21 protein-coding genes are annotated in these 20,572 nt (G+C 40.0%); 11 read left to right on the top strand and 10 right to left on the bottom strand.

Annotated elements, in window-relative coordinates; genetic code table 11:
* Positions 1-78: 78 nt before the first annotated feature.
* The 5 genes from purL (at position 79) to HC728_RS02875 (ending at position 6,511) form a co-directional block, all read left to right on the top strand.
* On the top strand, positions 79-3,990 hold the full coding sequence (gene purL / locus HC728_RS02895; RefSeq protein WP_190395110.1) for a phosphoribosylformylglycinamidine synthase: 3,912 nt from the start codon (positions 79-81) through the stop codon (positions 3,988-3,990).
* A 240-nt stretch (positions 3,991-4,230) separates the two neighbouring features.
* On the top strand, positions 4,231-4,746 hold the full coding sequence (locus HC728_RS02890) for an RNA methyltransferase (protein ID WP_012533424.1): 516 nt from the start codon (positions 4,231-4,233) through the stop codon (positions 4,744-4,746).
* Between the two features lie 69 nt (positions 4,747-4,815).
* Positions 4,816-5,355, top strand: coding sequence for a DUF3332 family protein (locus HC728_RS02885; RefSeq protein ID WP_065640759.1), 540 nt, complete (start codon positions 4,816-4,818; stop codon positions 5,353-5,355).
* A gap of 235 nt (positions 5,356-5,590) precedes the next feature.
* Positions 5,591-5,911, top strand: a complete 321-nt coding sequence (locus tag HC728_RS02880; RefSeq protein ID WP_012534263.1) for a DUF3622 domain-containing protein — start codon at positions 5,591-5,593, stop codon at positions 5,909-5,911.
* Between the two features lie 114 nt (positions 5,912-6,025).
* Entirely contained in the window at positions 6,026-6,511 is a 486-nt protein-coding gene (locus HC728_RS02875; protein WP_005417988.1) for a GreA/GreB family elongation factor, read from the top strand.
* Positions 6,512-6,571: 60 nt separating this feature from the next.
* On the opposite strand, the gene HC728_RS02870 is transcribed toward HC728_RS02875, so the two are convergent.
* Genes HC728_RS02870 through HC728_RS02860 form a run of 3 tightly spaced genes read right to left on the bottom strand, consistent with a single transcriptional unit; the run spans position 6,572 to position 8,971 of the window.
* The gene (locus tag HC728_RS02870) at positions 6,572-7,639 is read right to left on the bottom strand and encodes a succinylglutamate desuccinylase/aspartoacylase family protein (RefSeq protein ID WP_005417995.1); all 1,068 of its coding nucleotides are present in this window, start codon (positions 7,637-7,639) and stop codon (positions 6,572-6,574) included.
* The gene (gene rimK / locus HC728_RS02865; protein ID WP_012533521.1) at positions 7,626-8,531 is read right to left on the bottom strand and encodes a 30S ribosomal protein S6--L-glutamate ligase; all 906 of its coding nucleotides are present in this window, start codon (positions 8,529-8,531) and stop codon (positions 7,626-7,628) included. The genes HC728_RS02870 and rimK overlap by 14 nt, the downstream gene beginning before the upstream one ends.
* Positions 8,531-8,971 carry an ATP-dependent zinc protease gene (locus tag HC728_RS02860; protein WP_005417997.1) on the bottom strand — a complete coding sequence of 147 codons (441 nt, stop codon included), beginning with the start codon at positions 8,969-8,971 and terminating at the stop codon, positions 8,531-8,533. Before HC728_RS02860 ends, rimK begins: the two co-directional genes overlap by 1 nt.
* 491 nt (positions 8,972-9,462) lie before the next feature.
* Between HC728_RS02860 and HC728_RS02855 the strand changes: the two genes are divergently transcribed.
* Positions 9,463-10,809: a sodium-dependent transporter gene (locus HC728_RS02855; RefSeq protein WP_012534139.1), complete on the top strand. Its 1,347-nt coding sequence runs from the start codon at positions 9,463-9,465 to the stop codon at positions 10,807-10,809.
* Between the two features lie 99 nt (positions 10,810-10,908).
* On the opposite strand, the gene HC728_RS02850 is transcribed toward HC728_RS02855, so the two are convergent.
* From HC728_RS02850 to HC728_RS02840, 3 genes are all read right to left on the bottom strand, one after another.
* On the bottom strand, positions 10,909-11,097 hold the full coding sequence (locus tag HC728_RS02850; protein ID WP_005417999.1) for a DUF4250 domain-containing protein: 189 nt from the start codon (positions 11,095-11,097) through the stop codon (positions 10,909-10,911).
* The gene (locus tag HC728_RS02845) at positions 11,097-11,303 is read right to left on the bottom strand and encodes a YaeP family protein (protein WP_005418000.1); all 207 of its coding nucleotides are present in this window, start codon (positions 11,301-11,303) and stop codon (positions 11,097-11,099) included. The genes HC728_RS02850 and HC728_RS02845 overlap by 1 nt, the downstream gene beginning before the upstream one ends.
* A gap of 126 nt (positions 11,304-11,429) precedes the next feature.
* The gene (locus HC728_RS02840; protein WP_065604039.1) at positions 11,430-12,323 is read right to left on the bottom strand and encodes a dihydrodipicolinate synthase family protein; all 894 of its coding nucleotides are present in this window, start codon (positions 12,321-12,323) and stop codon (positions 11,430-11,432) included.
* Positions 12,324-12,606: 283 nt separating this feature from the next.
* Here HC728_RS02840 and HC728_RS02835 point away from each other — a divergent pair, with 283 nt between their 5' ends.
* On the top strand, positions 12,607-13,485 hold the full coding sequence (locus HC728_RS02835; protein WP_005418003.1) for a MurR/RpiR family transcriptional regulator: 879 nt from the start codon (positions 12,607-12,609) through the stop codon (positions 13,483-13,485).
* 58 nt (positions 13,486-13,543) lie between these two features.
* Here the strand turns inward: HC728_RS02835 and nagA are convergent, their stop codons facing one another.
* The gene (gene nagA, locus HC728_RS02830; protein ID WP_190395109.1) at positions 13,544-14,704 is read right to left on the bottom strand and encodes an N-acetylglucosamine-6-phosphate deacetylase; all 1,161 of its coding nucleotides are present in this window, start codon (positions 14,702-14,704) and stop codon (positions 13,544-13,546) included.
* Between the two features lie 227 nt (positions 14,705-14,931).
* Here nagA and HC728_RS02825 point away from each other — a divergent pair, with 227 nt between their 5' ends.
* From HC728_RS02825 to nanQ, 4 genes are read left to right on the top strand one after another with little or no spacing between them, the layout of a single operon-like run.
* Positions 14,932-15,669 (top strand): N-acetylmannosamine-6-phosphate 2-epimerase, encoded by a 738-nt coding sequence (locus HC728_RS02825; RefSeq protein ID WP_005418021.1) that lies wholly within the window; start codon positions 14,932-14,934, stop codon positions 15,667-15,669.
* Positions 15,666-16,541, top strand: coding sequence for an N-acetylmannosamine kinase (locus HC728_RS02820; RefSeq protein WP_190395108.1), 876 nt, complete (start codon positions 15,666-15,668; stop codon positions 16,539-16,541). The genes HC728_RS02825 and HC728_RS02820 overlap by 4 nt, the downstream gene beginning before the upstream one ends.
* 60 nt (positions 16,542-16,601) lie before the next feature.
* Positions 16,602-18,119 carry a sodium:solute symporter gene (locus HC728_RS02815; protein ID WP_012532967.1) on the top strand — a complete coding sequence of 506 codons (1,518 nt, stop codon included), beginning with the start codon at positions 16,602-16,604 and terminating at the stop codon, positions 18,117-18,119.
* Positions 18,120-18,174: 55 nt separating this feature from the next.
* Complete coding sequence (gene nanQ, locus HC728_RS02810; protein WP_155653293.1) at positions 18,175-18,645, top strand: N-acetylneuraminate anomerase; 471 nt, start codon at positions 18,175-18,177, stop codon at positions 18,643-18,645.
* Positions 18,646-18,762: 117 nt separating this feature from the next.
* On the opposite strand, the gene ureG is transcribed toward nanQ, so the two are convergent.
* Genes ureG through ureE form a run of 3 tightly spaced genes read right to left on the bottom strand, consistent with a single transcriptional unit; the run spans position 18,763 to position 20,561 of the window.
* Positions 18,763-19,383: an urease accessory protein UreG gene (gene ureG, locus HC728_RS02805; protein ID WP_190395107.1), complete on the bottom strand. Its 621-nt coding sequence runs from the start codon at positions 19,381-19,383 to the stop codon at positions 18,763-18,765.
* Between the two features lie 9 nt (positions 19,384-19,392).
* Positions 19,393-20,058 carry an urease accessory UreF family protein gene (locus tag HC728_RS02800; protein WP_190395106.1) on the bottom strand — a complete coding sequence of 222 codons (666 nt, stop codon included), beginning with the start codon at positions 20,056-20,058 and terminating at the stop codon, positions 19,393-19,395.
* Positions 20,059-20,069: 11 nt separating this feature from the next.
* Positions 20,070-20,561, bottom strand: a complete 492-nt coding sequence (gene ureE, locus HC728_RS02795) for an urease accessory protein UreE (protein WP_190395105.1) — start codon at positions 20,559-20,561, stop codon at positions 20,070-20,072.
* Between the last annotated feature and the right edge of the window lie 11 nt (positions 20,562-20,572).

Genomic DNA, 20,572 nt, shown 5'->3' with positions numbered 1-20,572 from the left:
TTAATTGAGTTATATACATCTAATCTCATGAAACTATTCCAATATTACCTTTAATTCATTGCCAAAGAGACCTAGTACATGAGAATTTTGCGTGGTTCACCTGCTCTATCTGAATTTCGTGTTAACAAGCTGCTTGAGCTTTGTCGCGAGCTGAGTTTACCTGTTACTGGTATTTATGCTGAGTTTGCACATTTTGCTGATGTAACAGCAGAGCTTGATGCGTCTGAAGTACAGAAATTAGAAAAATTACTAACTTACGGTCCAACCATTGAAGAACATGAGCCAGAAGGCTTATTGCTTCTTACCACTCCTCGTCCAGGAACGATCTCTCCTTGGTCTTCAAAATCTACTGATATTGCTCATAACTGTGGTTTAGATAAAATTGCACGTTTAGAGCGTGGAACGGCATTTTATATTGAAAGCTCTGAAGAGTTATCAGAACTTCAATTGATTGAATTAAAAGCAATTATTCATGACCGCATGATGGAAGTGGTTTTCACTGACTTCGAATCAGCATCAGCGTTATTTGCTGTATCTGAACCTGCACCGTATACAGAAGTCGATCTACTAACTGGTGGCCGTAAAGCGCTTGAAGACGCAAACGTTACCCTTGGTCTTGCTTTGGCTGAAGATGAGATTGATTACCTGTTTGAAAGTTTTACTGAAAAACTTGAGCGTAATCCGACAGACATCGAACTTATGATGTTTGCACAAGCGAACTCTGAACACTGTCGTCACAAGATCTTCAACGCTGACTGGACTATCGACGGCGTTAAGCAAGAAAAATCACTGTTTAAAATGATCAAAAATACGTTTGAAGTTACTCCTGATAACGTACTTTCTGCATATAAAGATAATGCAGCAGTTATGACTGGCTCTGAAGTTGGTCGTTTCTTCCCAGATCCAGAAACTCGTCAGTACAACTACCACCAAGAGAAAACACACATCTTGATGAAGGTTGAAACGCACAACCACCCAACGGCTATCTCTCCATGGCCGGGCGCATCAACAGGTTCAGGCGGTGAAATCCGTGATGAAGGCGCAACAGGTATTGGTGGTAAACCAAAAGCGGGTCTTGTAGCGTTCTCTGTATCTAACCTTAAGATCCCTAACTTTGTTCAACCTTGGGAAACAGACTTTGGTAAGCCAAGCCGTATCGTTACTGCTCTGGATATCATGCTTGAAGGTCCTCTTGGTGGCGCAGCATTCAACAACGAATTTGGTCGTCCAAACCTACTAGGTTACTTCCGTACTTACGAAGAGAAAGTTAATTCTCACGCAGGTGAAGAAGTTCGCGGTTATCACAAGCCAATCATGCTAGCTGGTGGCCTAGGTAACATCCGTGACGAGCACGTTCAGAAGAAAGAGATCCCAGTAGGTGCAAGCCTTATCGTTCTAGGTGGTCCAGCGATGAACATCGGTCTTGGTGGCGGTGCGGCATCTTCAATGGATTCTGGTTCTTCTTCTGAAGATCTTGATTTCGCTTCGGTACAACGTGAAAACCCAGAGATGGAACGTCGTTGTCAGGAAGTTATCGACCGTTGTTGGCAGTTAGGCGATGCGAACCCAATCGCATTCATCCACGATGTGGGCGCAGGCGGTATTTCAAATGCACTTCCTGAGTTAGTAGACGATGGCGAGCGTGGCGGTATCTTCAACCTACGTGACGTGCCAAATGATGAGCCGGGCATGAGTCCACTTGAGATCTGGTGTAACGAATCTCAAGAGCGTTACGTAATGGCGGTTGCAGACAAAGACATGGCAACGTTCGACGCTATCTGTAAGCGTGAACGCGCACCATATGCCGTAGTTGGTAAAGCAACAGAAGAGCGTGAACTTAAACTTGAAGATTCACATTTCGACAACACGCCAATCGACATGCCAATGGACATTTTATTAGGTAAAACACCTAAGATGCACCGTGATGCGAAAACGCTAAAAGCAAATAACCCAGCGATTGACCGTTCTGGTATCGAAATGAACGAAGCGGTTGACCGTGTTCTTCGTCTACCAACAGTCGCTGAGAAAACATTCCTTATTACTATCGGTGATCGCTCGGTAACTGGTCTTGTTGCTCGTGACCAAATGGTTGGCCCATGGCAGGTTCCTGTTGCTAACTGTGCGGTAACGGCAGCAAGCTACGACTCTTACCACGGTGAGGCAATGTCTCTTGGTGAGCGTACGCCAGTAGCTTTACTAGACTTCGGCGCATCGGCTCGTCTAGCAGTTGGTGAAGCAATCACAAACATTGCAGCGACTAACATCGGCGATATCAAACACATTAAACTATCGGCGAACTGGATGTCTCCAGCAGGCCACCCAGGTGAAGATGCTGGTCTTTACGAAGCGGTGAAAGCGGTCGGTGAAGAACTATGTCCAGCACTGGGTCTAACTATCCCAGTGGGTAAAGATTCAATGTCGATGAAGACGAAGTGGGAAGAGAACGGCGAGCAGAAAGAAGTAACGTCTCCGCTATCTCTGGTTATCACTGCGTTCGCACGTGTTGAAGATGTTCGTAAGACAATCACTCCTCAACTGCGCACCCCTGATAACCTTGAAGGACTAGGTAATACAAGCCTAGTTCTTATCGACCTAGGTAACGGCAAAAACCGTATGGGTGCGACAGCACTTGCACAAGTTTACAAGCAGCTTGGTGATAAACCAGCAGACGTAGATAACGCAGCGCAACTAAAAGGTTTCTACGAAGGTGTTCAAGCATTGGTTGCTAACGACCAAGTTGTGGCTTACCACGATAAAGGCGATGGTGGTCTGTTCGTAACATTGGCTGAGATGGCATTCGCAGGTCACTGTGGTGTTAATGCAAACATTGAAGCGCTAGGTGAAGATACATTAGCAGCACTATTCAACGAAGAGCTAGGTGCAGTAATCCAAGTTCGTAATGATGATTTAGATGCGGTTCTTTCTACTCTTGCTGCAAACGGCCTAGAAGCGTGTTCACACGTAATCGGTTCTGTTGAAGCATCTGATGAGCTAGTGATTAAGTCTGGTGAATCTGTAGTGATTGAACGTAACCGTACTGAACTACGTACTATCTGGGCTGAGACGACGCATAAGATGCAAGGTCTACGTGATAACCCAGTTTGTGCTGACCAAGAACATGAAGCGAAGAAAGACAACTTAGATCCAGGTCTGAACGTGAAACTAAGCTTTGACGTAAACGAAGATATTGCTGCACCGTTCATCAACACGGGCGCTAAACCTAAGATGGCAATTCTACGTGAGCAGGGTGTTAACTCTCACGTTGAAATGGCAGCAGCATTCGACCGTGCAGGCTTCGAAGCAACTGATATTCACATGAGCGACATCTTAACCGGTCAAGCAGTATTAGAAGAGTACAACGGCCTTGTGGCTTGTGGTGGCTTCTCTTACGGTGACGTACTAGGCGCTGGTGAAGGTTGGGCTAAATCAGTTCTGTTTAACGACTCTACTCGTGACCAGTTTGAAAACTTCTTCAAGCGTGAAGATACTTTCTCTCTAGGTGTGTGTAACGGTTGTCAGATGCTGTCTAACCTGCGTGAGCTTATTCCTGGTGCTGAGTACTGGCCACGTTTCGTTCGCAACGAATCTGAACGCTTTGAAGCTCGTTTCAGCCTAGTTGAAGTTCAGAAATCAGATTCTGTATTCTTCAACGGCATGGAAGGTTCTCGTATGCCTATCGCGGTTTCTCACGGTGAAGGCCGCGTAGAAGTGCGTGACAACGAGCACCTAAACGCGATTGAAAACTCAGGTACGGTTGCTCTACGTTATGTTGATAATAACGGTAACCCAACGCAGCAATACCCGAATAACCCGAACGGTTCGCCAAACGCTATTACAGGTTTAACAACGACGGATGGCCGCGTGACTATCATGATGCCTCACCCAGAGCGTGTATTCCGCACGGTTGCAAACTCTTGGTCTCCTGAAGGCTGGGGCGAGAATGGCGCTTGGATGCGTATGTTCCAAAACGCACGTAAGAACATTGGCTGATTTAACGCATAATTAAGGTGCATTTATAAAATGCACTCTTGATGTTTAAGTTAATAATCAGTTGGTTATCACTAATGTGTAAAAATGTGATAATAATCTTAATATTGAATTGAGACTCTGTTCTATAATAAATAAAAGGGTTGGGTAAAGACGGCTCTTTTCAAATAAAACCGTTGAAGTTTAGGCTTCAGCGGTTTTTTTGTTAGAATGCTTTTTTAATTTTATCTGTTGGAATAAGCAATGAAAAAAACGCATGTGACTATCGGGTTAAGTAATCCAAAAAGTCCGACAAATGTTGGTGCAGTAATGCGTGCTGCTGGTTGTTATCAAGTTGATGATGTTCGCTATACTGGTGAGCGATATGATCGTGCTGCTAAATTTCAAACGGATACGAAAAAAGTTGCCAGTAAAATCCCATTAACAAGCGTAAATTGTTTATTAGACGATTTACCTGAAGACATGAAGGTCGTTTGTGTTGAATTAGCTGAAGGGGCGGTATCTCTTCCTCAGTTTCAACATCCAGATAAAGCAATTTATGTCTTTGGCCCTGAAGATGGTTCGATAACTCAACAGGTAGCAGATCGTGCAGATCATGTGGTTTATATTCCTACAGTAGGATGTATGAACCTAGCTGCGACAGTGAATGTCCTTTTATATGATCGATTGGCAAAATCGGAAGATATTGTACAAGGTGATGAATTAATTCGAAGCAGTCGCGATAATCGTAATCATTTAGTAATTAAGAATAAAAAATAAGGGTTCTGGAACTTTTTGATATACGACCTATGCTTTTAATGAATACTAATCATAAAAGTCGAGGGAATTATGACAAAAAGTCTGATCAAAATAATTGCAATATCAACGGTTGTAATGTCGTTATCTGGGTGTGTGGGTAGTAATGCACTAACAGGTATGTTGATGAAATTTAACGTTCAAGTGGTAGATAATCGTTACGCTCGTGCCGGAGTTAACTTTTTACTTTCTCCTGTTTATGCTCTTACCCTTGCTGGCGACTACATTGTTTTTAACTCGTTAGAGTTTTGGACAGGTAAAAACGTGCTTAGTGGTTCGCCACACATTTTTGATAGTAAAGTTGATACCATGATGAATATTAATGATGATCTAGATGATTCATTAAAAACGGCACCAATTGATCCTATTTCATCAAATAGAGTCATTGAGTCTGGTGAAATGAAAGCAATCGATGAAAATACGATTCAAATGGACATTACTTATAATAATGGTGATAAAGCGATACTCATGGGAGTAAGAGATGGTGATAACATTACTTACTACATGGATGGTTATGTTGTTTCTCAAACCAGTATCCAAGCATTAGAAGAGCTAGCGGCTTCTCAAAGTTAATTTTTGTTCTAAATGTAAAATGACTGGTGGTTTATACCAGTCATTTTTTTAGTTGTGCTTTTTTACTACTTATATTTTCAATTATCTGACAGTATTGATCTCATCTTTTTGGTGCATTTTTATCGAAATGTGTTCTAATAGCGGGCATTAAAGGGAATGTTGTTATGATGCAGCAGTTATAGATGGAATTTTTTTAATGATCTATCCCTTAACTATCGAATTCTAGGAAATAAAAATGGCAAAATTTGATTACCGTATTGTAGAAAAACGTAACGCTTGGGCTGCTGAAATTACACGCCAAGTAACTTCTCGCAGAACGGTTGTATCTAAACGTCAACTTGGTTTTGAAACTGAAGCTGAAGCTGTTGAATGGGCTGAAAAAGAGCTTGTTGAATTTGCTAAAAACCAAGCTGTACGTAACGAGCGTAAATCTGAGCAACGTTCTGAGCGTGAAGAAATCATCGCACGTAAGAAAGAAAAAGCGGCAGCTCAAAAAGCAGCATACGAAGCAGCTCGTGATGAAGAAGAAGACGAGTACGACTTCGACGAAGAGTAATCTTCACTATAGAATGAAATAAAAAAGGCGCTAATTAAAGCGCCTTTTTTGTATTTAAAGCATTTCCTTTTATTTTTGCTATCATAAGCGGCTCTATTTTATGGGCTAGATAAGATGATAAATAAAGAAGCATTATTAGATTCGATTATTGATGAGTTACGCAAGATCCATCAATTAGCGTTGGATGCTACTCAAAGGGCGATTGACCAAGCAACAGATAAAGAAGCGATAGCTCGAAGTAAGTATGAGACGTTTGGTTTAGAAGCTTCTTATTTGGCACATGGACAAGCAGTTAGGGTTTCTGAATGTGAGGCTGATATCTTAGCTTATCGAAAATTACCAAGGTTGGTTTATACAGAAGACAGCAGCATTAACCAAGGTGCTTTGGTTACGCTAGTGAATCAAGATGATGTTGAAAGTACTTTTTTTATTGGTCCATCGGCGGGTGGAGTGAAAGTGGCTCATCAAGACTTAGTGTTTTCATTGATCACACCATCTGCACCATTAGGGAAAGCAATAATAGGGCAGCAGCTTGGAGATGAATTTGAATTGAACTTAGCTGGGAAAAAACAGCAATACGAAATTATTGATGTTCAGTGATTTTTTGGCTCAAAAAAGAGAGGCGAACCTCTCTTTTAAAATTTGATGTTAGCTATGTGATTAAACGCTAGGAACAGCGATTTGACCATTAGTCAGCTGATCAGTATCAGCCTCAATGATTTCATCAATGTAAGTTTCTACTGTTTGACCAACCATTTCGTCATCTTCTGTAAAGTAAGCAAGGTGGAAAACAGCATCACCTTCGTTAACTAAAGGTAAGGTTTGTTGACCAATGACGATGCCACCTTTATGAGCTCGCAGCTCAATTTCACTATGGCCTAGCGGTGCGCTGATGTAAGCCAGAACTTGGCCTTTTTCAACTTGTTCACCCAGTGTTACAACAGTACGTAAAATACCGTCGCTTTCTGCACGTAACCAACTTGTTGATTTAGCTATAACAGCTTCTGGTAAGCGTTTTCTGCTCGCTTTTAGCATGCCAATAGCTTGCATCACACGTTGTACACCTACATAACCTGCATTGATCGCAATTGGCTCAAAGCGCAATGCTTCACCTGCTTCATAGGTTAATACAGGGATATTGCATTTTTCAGCTTCACTACGAAGAGAACCATCACGAAGAGGTGAGTCAACAATCACTGGCGTACCGAATGCATGTGCAATGCGTAACGTCTCAGGATTACTTAAATCAGCTCGAAGTTGAGGAAGGTTCGTTCTGTGAATCGCACCTGTATGTAAATCAACAATATAATCACAACGTTGTGCAATCTGAGTGAAGAAGGTATTTGCCATGCGAGATGCCAAAGACCCTTTTTCAGAACCAGGGAAACAACGGTTTAAATCACGGCGATCAGGAAGATAACGTGATTTATGAATGAAACCAAAGACATTAACAATAGGCACAGCAATCAGTGTGCCTTTTAGTTTCTTCGGGTCAATGTTATTGATTAATTGACGTACAATTTCAACACCATTAAGTTCATCACCATGAATGGCAGCATTTACCATCAGGATTGGGCCAGCATGCTGGCCGTTAATGATCTCAACAGGGATAGATAAAGGTGAATGCGTATAAAGCTTAGCGGCTTCAATCTCAATTACCTTTCTTTCACCAGGTGCAACCGAGTGCGTTAATAATTCAAACGCTTGATTTTTTTTAGCCTTTGCCACGAGTTTTAGTCCTTTTAGTCGCTGCAGTTTTCTCAATAAAATCAATAATTAGGCCAGCAACATCTTTACCAGTTGCTTTTTCAATGCCTTCTAAGCCCGGAGATGAGTTCACTTCCATAACCAGTGGACCACGCTCAGAGCGAAGTAAATCTACACCAGCAACATTTAAGCCCATGATATTTGCAGCAGCTACCGCTGTCTTACGCTCTTCAGGAGTTAATTTAACAAGCGATGCAGAACCACCACGGTGTAAGTTAGAGCGGAACTCGCCTTCAGCACCTTGACGCTTCATTGCTGCAATCACTTTGCCACCAATAACGAAACAACGGATATCAGCACCGCCAGCTTCTTTGATGAACTCTTGAACCATGATATTTGCTTTTAAGCCCATGAATGCTTCAACAACACTTTCTGCTGCTTTACGTGTTTCTGCAAGAACAACACCAATACCTTGAGTGCCTTCTAAGAGCTTGATCACAACTGGCGCACCGCCAACCATGTCTAATAAATCTTTAACGTCATCTGGTTTGCTTGCAAAGCCAGTAATTGGCATACCAATGCCTTTACGTGACAGTAATTGCATTGAGCGTAATTTGTCACGAGAACGAGTAATTGCAACAGATTCGTTTACTGGGTATACACCCATCATTTCAAATTGACGTAATACCGCTGTACCGTAGAAAGTAACAGAAGCACCAATACGTGGAATGATCGCATCGTAATCAACCAACTCTTCACCTTTGAAGTGAATTTGAGGTTTTTCTGAATTGATATTCATATAACAACGTAATGCATCAATCACTTTTACTTCATGTCCACGACTCTCAGCAGCTTCAATTAAACGGCTAGTAGAGTAAAGAGATTGGTTACGCGATAAAATACCGATTTTCATTATACAGTTTCCTCAAAATCAACAAGGTAAGATGACGATGGATCTACAACAATGCGGTCTTGCATTGAGGTTCTTCCAAGTAACATACGAAACACCATTGTTTCTCGGTTACTTAATGTAATTTCAATTGGCCACTCTTGGCCTGCGAGTCGGATCATTGTTTTGATGACGTAGCGCATCTCTTCTTGACCGCTTGAGCTTTTTACTTTTCGTTGGTCTACGATTGGTGCTTCACAAATTTGCACAAAATCGTTATTACGCTTTTCTGGGTGAATCCAGAAGCGGACCCAGTCTTCACCATCCTTTGTGAAGGGCTCTACTTTAAAAGCATGCAAACAAGAAGTTTTGGCGCCAGTATCAACTTTTGCCTTAATTAATTTAATACCAAGTTCTGGAAGGCTTAGTGATTCGCGCCATCCGACAATGATTTTATCTGTCATTAATTTGTCTCAAATAGAAAAAATCCACACTAAGTATAGTTAATACTTGGCGGATATCTAACCCATTTGGCTACCATCTAATTGTCTGAGTGTGTTACTCAGTAGTCTGGAGTTTGGTGGAGTAAGTAGAGAGGTGTTATAGGATGTGTACACCGTGACTCAATGACGGCGAATTTATCAGTAGTTTTTAATTTCGTCAAATAAAATATTGATTATAATTTTGACGCTTTTGGATTACTTTTTCTAATGCTTATTTATTGTGAATAGAATAAGTCGTTCTATTTGTGCTGATTAAAAAAAAAGCAATTTAGTAAGGCGAATTATAAAGAAAAATGAATGACTATAATTCCTTATATTCATTGCAGAATAGTGAATATTGCTTTAAATCGCGATCAATAAGAAATAAATCAATTACTTTGATAATTATTTCTGGTTTTTAATGAAATCTGAGGTAATATAATTGCATTGTACTAGTTGAGTGATACGTTTTAATGAGCAGTAATAGAGAAAGTTTTAGTTCACGATTAGGTTTTATATTGGCAGCAGCAGGGGCTGCAGTTGGCCTTGGTAACATCTGGGGCTTCCCTACTCAAGCGGCAAGTAATGGTGGTGGTGCCTTCTTGCTTGTTTATTTAATTATGATCTTAGTCGTTGCTTTTCCTATGTTGGTTGTCGAAATGGCCATTGGTCGCCATGGGCAAGCAAACCCGGTAGATAGTATGCGTTCATTGACGTCTAATCCGCTAGGTAAGAGGTTTGGTGCATTTGTTGGTTGGATTGGATTAAGTGTACCTAGCGCTGTATTGATGTTTTATAGCATTGTTGGTGGATGGTTAATCTGTTTTTTACTGGGCGCTATGGCAAACGTTGTTGGATTGAATGATGTTGCTGAATGGTTTAAAGGCTTCAGTATTGAACGTAATTTACTAGGTACGATACTTTTTTATGTATTAACTATTCTAATCGTACAAGGTGGAATCAAAGACGGTATTGAGAAATGGTCAACTCGCTTGATGCCTGCATTATTCATTTTATTTGGCTTATTATTTGTTTATATCATGATGCAGCAAGGTGCTGTAGAAGGGTTAAAGCATTACCTTATTCCTGATTTTGAAAAGGTAATGGATAAGAAATTGATTTTAGCTGCAATGGGACAGGGCTTTTTCTCTCTGACTATTGGTGGTTGTTCAATGCTGATTTATGGTTCTTATTTAAGTAAGAAAGAGAACCTACCAAAGATGGCTATGAACGTAACATTAGTTGATACCGCTGTTGCTTTTATTGCAGGTCTTGTTGTTATGCCAGCGATGTTTGTTGCTATGCAAAAAGGCGTTCAAATTTATGCAGAGGACGGTTCGTTATTAAGTTCTGATACTTTAGTATTTACTGTATTACCTATGATGTTTGATAGCTTAGGTTTGTTTGGTGATTTATTTGCTATTGTTTTCTTTGCGTTGTTAACGATCGCAGCTTTAACTTCGTCGATCTCTATGCTTGAGTGTTCAGTATCGTTAGTAAGTGAGCGATTTGAAACAAAAAGAACGCCAACAAGTTGGGTTTTAGGTTCATTAATTGCAGCATTCAGCGTTGTTATTGTCTTTAATTTTGGTGAGCTATTTGGTTTAGTTGCTATGATTGCAACTCAGTATTTACAGCCAATTGCAGCATTATTGTTCTGTGTGTTTGGTGGTTGGGTATGGAGCCGTCATTCTAAAATTAAAGAACTTGAGCAGGGTTATCCTGAGTTCCAGCAAGGTTTCTTTGGTAAAGTTTGGCCTCTGTATGTAAAATTTGTGTGTCCTATTTTGGTTATCACAGTTTTATGGGCATCATTCTAGTTAGTTATAAATACTCAACATTCAAACTGTCTCGTCCTAAAATATAAAAAAAGCCAGCATGTTAATTATGCTGGCTTTTTACTTTTGATTGGATTTGTCTTATCTAAATTGTTTTGCTTCTTCTAGGTAGTCAAACCCTGCATCAGCTAGCTTTTTAATGAGAGCGTCTTTATCTAGTTCATAGAATTTTACGTAGCTATCTAAATCACCGAATTCGTCTCTGATTTTCATATTAACCATACTCATCAGCATGACAGGATCCATTGAAGCCATTTTTTCAGGTGTCATTACTTATCCTCAAAATCTGAAATTAATAAGTTAGCAGCAGCAAAGGCAGCACGTTCTCGAGCTTCTTTAGGTAGTGATTCATCTGCCGCGATATCGTTTAGTGTTTTTACGGCACAAGTGATGGCTTGTGGGATATAACCTTGATCACCACTACCAATTAACGAATACAACTCACGAACTTTGTCACAACAATCATAAACTTTCATAATTTTTCTCATATAAATGATAACTATAGTGAGTTTACACGTTGAAAAAGGGAAAACATAGATCAAAAAAAGCTGAAAAACCTAGGGGGAAGTTTTTCAGCTTTAGAGCAAAGATAAGTCTGTATTTTATTGCATGAAACCAGCGTCTCTCATTCGAGTTGCTACGGTTACTTTCTGCTCTGCAGTTAACGGCATTAGAGGCAAGCGAGGATCACCGGCATTGATGTCGTGAAGCTCCATTGCTACTTTACCAGCAGCCACACCGCCGAAATCAACCAGTACACGGATAAGCTCAATAACATTTGTCATCTTATTGAATACCGCTTCTTGATCTCCACGATTAAACGCTTCGATAATTGAATTAAAGTGTGGAGCTGCGTAGTTATAAGTACTACCTACTGCACTTTTTGCACCAACAGCAAGTGCGCCAGGTAGGTGCTCATCAACACCAAATGGAACATCAAATTTACCATCGCAAGCTCGAAGGCAACGTTGGTATTCGTACAAATCACCGCTGTTAAATTTAAGACCAGATAAATTAGGAATACGTTTATCAGCTTGGATTAAAAATTCTTCCATATTTAAATTCACGCCAGACATACCAGAGTGGTAGTAGTAGAAGCCTTTTGATGGAGCAGCTGCTGCAATGGTTGCACAATATTCAACTAAATCAGCAACGCTACCTGGTTTGAAGAAACATGGACCAATTGCAGATGTAGCTAAAATATCTAGTGTATCTGCATGGCGTGTAAGTTCTAGCGTATCAACAATGCTTAATGCACCTGTATGTACAATGATATCTAATTGATTATTAGAAGCGCTTACCCAACGTTCAGCAATGGCTTTACGTTCTTCAACACTACAGTGAATGCCCTCTCCAGTAGTCCCACATACATAAATGCCTTTTACGCCATCTTTGATTAAATGCTTGGCGATTTTATCAATTTCTTCAAAGTTTACGTTGTTTGAAGAATCAAATGGAGTATGTGGAGCTGCAATTAAACCGGTTAACTTTTTCATTTAAGCCTCGTTAGTTTATTTTTAATGAAGTTATTCTTCATTTAAATATCAATATTGGAGTTAAACTAATCTTATGGAGTAAAGTTTCATTTAGCAACATGAAAATCACAGCGTAATGTCGTAAATGTGATCTGTGAGAGTAAATTTAGCGCTAATTATTTTTATATGTGTCGTATTTATTCTTTTTTAGTGCGAATAATAATTATGGAGTTACACTTCACAAAGTGGGAGTGGCATGACAAAATGGAATTCATAACGTGTTTTATTCAAGGGTTACTTTCTGATGTCCAACCATAATATTCAAATAAAAGCGGGCAACATCATCGATACGATAGGCAGTCTTTATAATAGTCTGACTCCATCTTCAAAGCGTATTGCTGATTATGTTATGTCTAATGCGACTCAAGTGAGTAAACACTCGATTGCTGAATTATCACAGATTGTAAATGCGGGTGATGCAACCATTATTCGTTTTTGTCGAACTCTCGGTTTTAAGGGCTATCAAGATTTTAAAATGGAATTGGCGATTGAAGTTTCTAACCTTCAAGGTCGAGAAAAAGAGATCTTTGATACCGATGTTACTGCTGAAGATAATGCGGAAGTGATAGGGCATAAGCTTCAATCAACTATTGAAAGTGTTCTTGCAGAAACCATGAATTTGCTTAACTTCCAGTCTTTAGAGTCGGTAGCTGAAGCATTAAAAGACGCAAAAGCGATTTACTTTTTTGGTGTTGGTTCATCAGGTTTAACCGCTGAAAGTGCAAAACATAAATTTATGCGAATTGGTTTAAATGTGGATGCATTTACCAATAACCATTTTATGTATATTAAATCATCGTTAATGCAACCTGGGGATTTCGCAGTAGGGCTTAGCCACTCTGGTAACTCAGTTGAAACGACAAAAGCATTACGTTTAGCAAAAGAGAATGGAGCGACGACGATTGCCATTACGCATAATCCTCGCTCGGATATTACTAAGTATTCTGATTATGTTTTAGTGAACGGTAATAGGCAGGGACAACTGCAAGGTGACTCTATTGGTACTAAGATATCGCAGTTGTTCGTATTGGATTTAATTTATACCTTATTAGTTAAACGTGATATTAGCGGTGCAAAAGCCAATAAGCTGAAGACTACAGAAGCGCTTTCTAATCAATCGTAATTCTTTGACTGTATAAAATTATAAGGCCGTGAATATACACATATTCACGGCCTATTTTTTATTTCTGATAAACCAATTTACCCATTTGAATCGTTGTTGTAATGTCATTATTACTGTCGATAAGAGTAATATTTGCTTTGTAGTCTTCTTTTAATTGACCGTATTCATTGTCTATTTTCAACGCTTGAGCTGGGTATAAGCTTGCCATTCTCAATGCTTCTTCTTTTGATAAACCCACATGTTTAATTAAGTTACGTACCCCATCAATCATGGTAATAGCTGCGCCTGCAATGGTGCCGTCCTTATAGTGACATTTTCCGTCAGTTACGTAAGCAGGCGTTCCTGCCATATCAAACTCTGTTAAATCTGTTCCTGCGGGAGTGACTGCATCGGTCACCAAAAAGAGTTTTTCTTTTAGTTGTTGGTGAGCAATTCTAACGGATGGGTATGAAGCATGAATGCCATCCACAATAATACCAGCATGAGGCTTTTGATCGAAAATATAACCAACCACACCTGGTTCTCTTGAACCTAGAGGTGTCATTGCATTATATAAATGCGTAGCCATAGTGAAACCAGTACGGGCGTTTACTTGATCATAAGTGGCGTTGGTATGCCCAATTGAAACCGTGATCCCAGCGGCTGTTAAGCAATCTAGGACGTCTTGTTTGATATGTTCTGGAGCAAGAGTAATGACTTTTATTTGGTCACGATGTTGCGCAAGCAGGTGAGCAGTATTTAAATCTAGTTCACGAATGTATTGAGCTTGATGAGCGCCTTTTTTCTCAATACTGATGAAAGGTCCTTCAAGGTGAAGTCCTAATACACCTTCTTGTTCTGCATTTTCAAAATTGGTCATCATTGACAAGGTATTATGAAGGTCGATTTCAGTACTGGTAATTAAGGTTGGTAAGTATTGAGTTGTTCCGTATTTTACGTTGGTTTTATTCATCGTCTCTAATGTTGAAAGCGTTATGTCGGTATTGAGTAACACGCCACCACAACCATTCAATTGAATATCAATAAAACCTGCGGTTGCTAATGCACCTTCTCCATCAATGCGATCTAGAGTTAAAGAATCAGCTTCTTTCATTGAAATTATGGATGAAATTGAGTCGTTATTGATAATAATAGCCTGTTTTTCTTCTATTTTTTGACCATTAAATACATCAACATTGGTAATCATATACTGATTATTTTGAGCATTTGTACTGTTCATTTTTCTGCCTTATCCATCAAATATTCATTCCTACTGGAGTTACACTCCGTATTTTATACAGTCAAAAATACAGTAATGTCGAAATGCAATCAATTAAAATCCTTATAAATAGGGCGATTTGTACCTTCAGATTTTGTTGGTTTTATTTTTAAAGAGATCCAGATCTCCATTTTTACATCTTTGGATTGAAGTATTACTCCATTGGTGTAGTTTGGAGTAATACTATTATGTTGCTATTAAGTTTGGAGTTCAGCTTTATGGGAAGCAATATCGACAAGACATTAAATGCATTATCTCAAGGCTTCGTTTCATCATGTCAACCAGTTGATGATGGCCCAATGGATAAACCAGAAATTGTTGCTGCTATGGCAATGGCAAGTGTTGAAGGGGGCGCTATTGGTTTACGAATTGAAGGCATTGATAATTTAAAAGCAGTAAGACCACATGTATCGGTTCCTATTATTGGCATTATTAAACGTGATCTTGATGACTCTGAGGTTCGAATTACACCTTATATCGAGGACGTAATTGCATTAAAAGAAGCAGGGGCAGATATCATTGCAATTGATGCGACTCACCGACCTCGACCTGTACCCGTCGAAGAATTAGTAAAGAAAATTCAAAGCTTAGGTTGTTTAGTCATGGCGGACTCTTCGACTTATGAAGAGGGAATGTTTTGCCATGGACTGGGTGTTGAAATTATAGGTACAACATTATCTGGATACACCACACCAATCACTCCAAAAGAACCGGATTTCCCGTTCATTCAACAATTAGCAAATCAAGGGTGTTTTGTTATGGCTGAAGGGCGTTTTAATTCACCACAACTGGCTAGAGAAGCAATAGAAGCGGGAGCATCTTGCGTCACTGTTGGTTCAGCAATTACACGTATTGAGCATATTTGTGGTTGGTTTAAATCTGAAGTTGAGCTTGGTAAGAAAAACATGATTAAGGACATCGCATGAAGCCTTGCCTAACGGTTGATATTGGTGGAACTAAAATTGCGGCGGCAATCATTGACTCTAGAAAAGTGCTACGTCGTCAGCAAATAGCGACACCATCGTCTAGCCAACCAGAAGAGATGGATAAAGCGTTAGAGGAACTATTAACGCCATTTTTAGATGATATTTCAACAGTGGCTGTAGCATCAACTGGGATCATTAATGATGGAGTATTAACTGCTTTAAATCCGTTAAATTTGGGGGGATTAAATAATTATCCACTAAGAGCTGTGATTGAAAAAATTACGAAAAAGCCAACAACAGTCATTAATGATGCGCAAGCTGCCGCATGGGCTGAATACCAAACACTTAAGTTAAATATGGTCAACATGGCTTTTATTACCGTATCCACTGGCGTTGGTGCTGGCGTTGTTATTAATGATGATCTGCTTATCGGTGCGAATGGTATTGCAGGTCACGCAGGACATACGCTTGCGGATCCTAATGGACCGATATGTGGCTGTGGTCGTCGAGGCTGTGTTGAAAGTATTGCTTCAGGTACCGCGATAGGCCAAGCCGGAAAAAACTATTTTGGCGATGACTGCACAGGGGAAATGGTTTTTAAACATTTTTCGCAAAATGACCCTAATGCCACAGATATCGTAAACGGTTCAGCTAAGGCGATAGCCAACTTAATTGCCGATTTAAAAATGGTATTAGATATTGAATTGGTCACTTTAGGAGGCAGTGTTGGTCTTGCTCCTCATTATTTAGAACTCGTACAGCATTACCTAGCACAACAACCTTCACCATACCAAACCAAGGTTCAGCATGCTCGTTGCGGCGCTGATGCAGGATTGATTGGTGTTGCTCATTGGGCTAACAAAATACGTTAAAAAAAGAACTTCTAAGAAATAGTAATTTAACCCTACAAAAATTATACAAGGTATATTCCGATGGAAGCACAATCATTTGGTACATTAAATTACATTGCTCTCTTTGTCTATCTAGGGGCAATTATGGCAGTGGGTGTTTATTTTGCACGTCGTCAAAAATCAGCTGATGATTACTTTAAAGCTGGGGGAAGGATCCCCGGCTGGGCTGCTGGTTTCAGTGTATTTGCAACAACCTTAAGCTCTATTACCTTTATGTCTATTCCGGCAAAAGCGTATACAAGTGACTGGACTTTCTTAATTGGTCAGTATGTCGCTATTGCTATTCTTCCTATCGTTTTCTGGTTCTATATTCCCTTTTTTAGAAAGCTAAATCTGACTTCTGTATATGAATACCTAGAAAGACGTTTTGATGTAAAAATGCGCTTATTTGGCAGTATTTCTTTCATGCTTTTCCATATTGGTCGTATTGCGATTGTTACCTATTTAACGGCGTTGGCGTTAATGCCATTCATTGATATTAGCCCGTTAATGATTGTGTTCTTAATTGGTGTTCTTTGTATTATTTATACTTTCCTTGGTGGTATTGAAGGGGTAATTTGGACCGACGTAATTCAAGGTGTGATGCTTTCTGTTGCTGCAATTCTTATCTTTGTTGTTATTTGCTTTAATGTGGATGGCGGTATTGTTGAAGTGTTTAGCATGTCGAACCAAGCGGATAAATATTTCCCTGCAGAGCAATTTAGCTGGAGCTGGACGGACAGTACGATTCCAGTATTAATGATTGGTTTTTTCTTTGCTTCTTTACAACAATTTACTGCTAGCCAAGATGTGGTTCAGCGCTACATTGTGACAGACAATATTGATGAGACTAAAAAAGCATTGATCACTAATGCGAAATTAGTGGCTTGTGTTCCTATTTTCTTCTTCGCTGTAGGTTCTGCATTATTTGCTTACTACACTCAAAACCCAGAGTTGCTTCCTGAGAACTTTAACACGGGCGGTATTTTACCTTTCTACGTTATTTCTCAAATGCCTGTCGGAGTTGCTGGTCTAATTATCGCAGCGATATTTGCAGCGTCACAATCAAGTATTTCAAGTAGTCTAAATAGTATTGCAGCGTGTTTTACTTCTGACATTTACGAAAAAGTGAGCAAGAACCCAACCTCAGAGCAGAAGCTAAGAATTGGTCGAACACTAACTGTTGTTGCTGGTCTTTTAGGTGTCGTCGCTTCAACATACTTAATTATGTCTAACGAAAGTGAAATTTGGGATGCGTTCAACAGCTTACTTGGCTTAATGGGTGGTCCAATGACGGGACTATTTATGCTTGGTATATTCGTTCGCCGTGCAAATGCAAACAGTGCGTTATTAGGTGTAGTTGCAAGTATTGCTACTGTGCTTTGGGTGCGTTCAGCTACGGATTTAAACTTCTTTTTCTACGGTGTTATCGGTACTTTGATGGTGGTTATCGTGGGTTACCTAACCGCACCAATGTTCAAGAATAATTTAAACAGTGATGAAATTGATGAGCTAAGTGCAACAAAAGAAAAGCGTTCAACCACCACTGAAAAAGCGTAATTGATAATTGAGTTTGAGCCTTTGTATTTATAAAGGCTCTTTTAAGGACAGTGTTATGATTTATGGTCATATTGAGCACCAAAAAACAAACCAGTATTTACCACGTGTTATTCAGCAGTGTTTGGCGTATTTAAATGAAACAGATTTAGAAGCGTTACCAACAGGAAAACACATTATTGATGGCGAAAACATTTTTGCTAATGTCATGGAGTTTGAAACGGGTGAGGCAAGCAGCAAACAAGCTGAAGTACATAAAGAGTACATTGATGTGCAGTGCTTAATTCGTGGTGAAGAGCGTATCCAATATTCATTAGAGGATGAGGTTAACCCAATAGCTAAATCTTATGATGAAGAAAATGATTTTTACTTAGTTGAAAGTATGAATCAATGTAATGACGTGATTATGCATCCTAAAATGTTTGCCGTATTCTTACCTGAAGAGCCGCATAAACCGGGGTGTGTCGTATCTCAATCAGGATTGATTAAGAAGATAGTGATTAAAGTTCACCGTAGTTTGTTAGCTTAATTAATTGAAAATAAAAGCCCTGATACGTACTTAGTTATGGCATAAGTAGTATCAGGGCTTTGTCTTATTTAGGAAGGTCTATATTGATGCTTGTTTATCGCAATTTGTTTAGCGTAATTACTTTGCGTCTAACATGCCGCGATCAACGATGAATTCGATGATTTTATCTAAACCAACACCTTCTTTCAGGTTTGCAAACACGTATGGACGGGTTGGACGCATACGTGCAGTGTCTGATTCCATCACTTCAAGAGACGCACCAACGTATGGCGCTAAGTCGATTTTGTTGATGATCAATAAATCAGACTTTGTGATACCTGGGCCACCTTTACGTGGGATTTTCTCACCTTCAGCAACGTCAATCACATAGATGGTTAAGTCCGCTAGTTCAGGGCTGAAGGTTGCACTTAGGTTGTCGCCACCACTTTCTACAAAAACAACATCTAAGTTTTTATGGCGTTGAGCTAACTCTTCAACGGCCGCTAAGTTCATTGATGCATCTTCACGAATGGCAGTGTGAGGACAGCCACCGGTTTCTACACCAATGATACGATCTGCATCTAGTGCTTCAGCTTGAGTTAGGATCTTGGCATCTTCTTGCGTGTAGATATCGTTGGTTACTACAGCGATTTGGTATGTATCGCGCAGTGTCTTACACAGTATTTCTAATAGTGCTGTTTTGCCTGAACCAACAGGGCCGCCCACACCAATACGTAAAGGTTGTTTGTAATCTTGCATTTTATTTTCTCACGATCTAAATAGTCGAGTGTATTGGCTCTCGTGTCGAGAACTTGCCAATACTTGCGCTGGGGTGAAGCTACCTATTAGGTGTTCAGGCCAGTGCTGTGATTTTTCTACTGCTTGTGGAATAATTTCTGCCATATCGAGTAGCAGTTGTTGTCCGGCACTTTGCCCTAATGGAACCAATTTAATACCAACGATAACGGCATTTTCTAACCATCCCCACGCATACGCTGCAGCGAGTTTAGTTGGTGTTAAGTTCCAATGGTTAGCGGCTAACGCAAAAGCAGCAACTTGAGTTTGTTTTACCATTGGTAGGGTGGTTTGATTTAATTCGATCCCTAATTTTGGCAATAACATAGAGAAAGCGAGTCCTCTTTGTCTTTCTTCAAGACGTAACTCTTTGGTTTCTCGATTGGCGATAATAAAATCACACCAATCTTGAGCTTGTTGCCATTCTTCTTGCTGCAATAACTGAGTTAATTTGGCTAAAACAGGCAGCTCTAGAGTGGCTAAGCTGTCCATTAATTGATTGCTCAACCAATGCTTTAGCTCAGTCACATTGGTTACCCAGCCTTTTTCAATCGCCCATTCTAATCCTTGCGAATAAGTGAATGAGCCAACGGGTAATGACGGGCTAATTAATTGATAGAGCCGTAAATCCTCTAACACAATGACCGCCCTTAGTGGTGATGACCATCGTGTGAACCCGCACTTGAACCACCGTAAGCACCCGGTTCAGGTTGGTATTTTGCTTGTTCAACTTTTACGTTTAATCCTAAACGTTGCACCATGTCATCAAGTACGTGATCGTGTAGGTAACGGCACCAACCAGCTTCAACTTGTAGAGGAACGTGACGGTTGCCTAAGTGATAACATGCTTTTGCAAGTAGCAATAAGTCATCGCTGTAAACCGTTGAAACAGTCTCTTCAGCTGCAGTGATCATCGCTTGAATACCATCGTCACTTTCAACGATATCGTGCTCTTTTAATACAGTCCCACGTGGTAAAAACAGACCCGCTTCAGAGCCATCACTTAACATCACTTTTAAGCGACTTTTAGTGCGCTCTTGCATCGTTAGGCAAATGGTTAGTTCAGTTGTGTTATGAGCATGCTCTTCATTGTGATGATGCTCATCATGGTGGTGATGTACAAGATGAGTAAATTTAATCATGATTGTTCACT

It is taken from the genome of Aliivibrio sp. S10_S31 (assembly GCF_014694495.1).
GTDB lineage: Bacteria > Pseudomonadota > Gammaproteobacteria > Enterobacterales > Vibrionaceae > Aliivibrio > Aliivibrio fischeri.
The sequence above is the reverse complement of the archived record's forward strand: the minus strand, read 5'-3'. Positions and strand labels throughout refer to the sequence as shown.

Coding starts and splice junctions, on each gene's coding strand:
- purL (WP_190395110.1), top strand. CDS start 79: ATGAGAATTTTGCGTGGTTCACCTGCTCTATCTGAATTTCGTGTTAAC.
- HC728_RS02890 (WP_012533424.1), top strand. CDS start 4,231: ATGAAAAAAACGCATGTGACTATCGGGTTAAGTAATCCAAAAAGTCCG.
- HC728_RS02885 (WP_065640759.1), top strand. CDS start 4,816: ATGACAAAAAGTCTGATCAAAATAATTGCAATATCAACGGTTGTAATG.
- HC728_RS02880 (WP_012534263.1), top strand. CDS start 5,591: ATGGCAAAATTTGATTACCGTATTGTAGAAAAACGTAACGCTTGGGCT.
- HC728_RS02875 (WP_005417988.1), top strand. CDS start 6,026: ATGATAAATAAAGAAGCATTATTAGATTCGATTATTGATGAGTTACGC.
- rimK (WP_012533521.1), bottom strand. CDS start 8,531: ATGAAAATCGGTATTTTATCGCGTAACCAATCTCTTTACTCTACTAGC.
- HC728_RS02860 (WP_005417997.1), bottom strand. CDS start 8,971: ATGACAGATAAAATCATTGTCGGATGGCGCGAATCACTAAGCCTTCCA.
- HC728_RS02855 (WP_012534139.1), top strand. CDS start 9,463: ATGAGCAGTAATAGAGAAAGTTTTAGTTCACGATTAGGTTTTATATTG.
- HC728_RS02850 (WP_005417999.1), bottom strand. CDS start 11,097: ATGACACCTGAAAAAATGGCTTCAATGGATCCTGTCATGCTGATGAGT.
- HC728_RS02845 (WP_005418000.1), bottom strand. CDS start 11,303: ATGAAAGTTTATGATTGTTGTGACAAAGTTCGTGAGTTGTATTCGTTA.
- HC728_RS02840 (WP_065604039.1), bottom strand. CDS start 12,323: ATGAAAAAGTTAACCGGTTTAATTGCAGCTCCACATACTCCATTTGAT.
- HC728_RS02835 (WP_005418003.1), top strand. CDS start 12,607: ATGTCCAACCATAATATTCAAATAAAAGCGGGCAACATCATCGATACG.
- nagA (WP_190395109.1), bottom strand. CDS start 14,704: ATGAACAGTACAAATGCTCAAAATAATCAGTATATGATTACCAATGTT.
- HC728_RS02825 (WP_005418021.1), top strand. CDS start 14,932: ATGTTGCTATTAAGTTTGGAGTTCAGCTTTATGGGAAGCAATATCGAC.
- HC728_RS02820 (WP_190395108.1), top strand. CDS start 15,666: ATGAAGCCTTGCCTAACGGTTGATATTGGTGGAACTAAAATTGCGGCG.
- HC728_RS02815 (WP_012532967.1), top strand. CDS start 16,602: ATGGAAGCACAATCATTTGGTACATTAAATTACATTGCTCTCTTTGTC.
- nanQ (WP_155653293.1), top strand. CDS start 18,175: ATGATTTATGGTCATATTGAGCACCAAAAAACAAACCAGTATTTACCA.
- ureG (WP_190395107.1), bottom strand. CDS start 19,383: ATGCAAGATTACAAACAACCTTTACGTATTGGTGTGGGCGGCCCTGTT.
- ureE (WP_190395105.1), bottom strand. CDS start 20,561: ATGATTAAATTTACTCATCTTGTACATCACCACCATGATGAGCATCAT.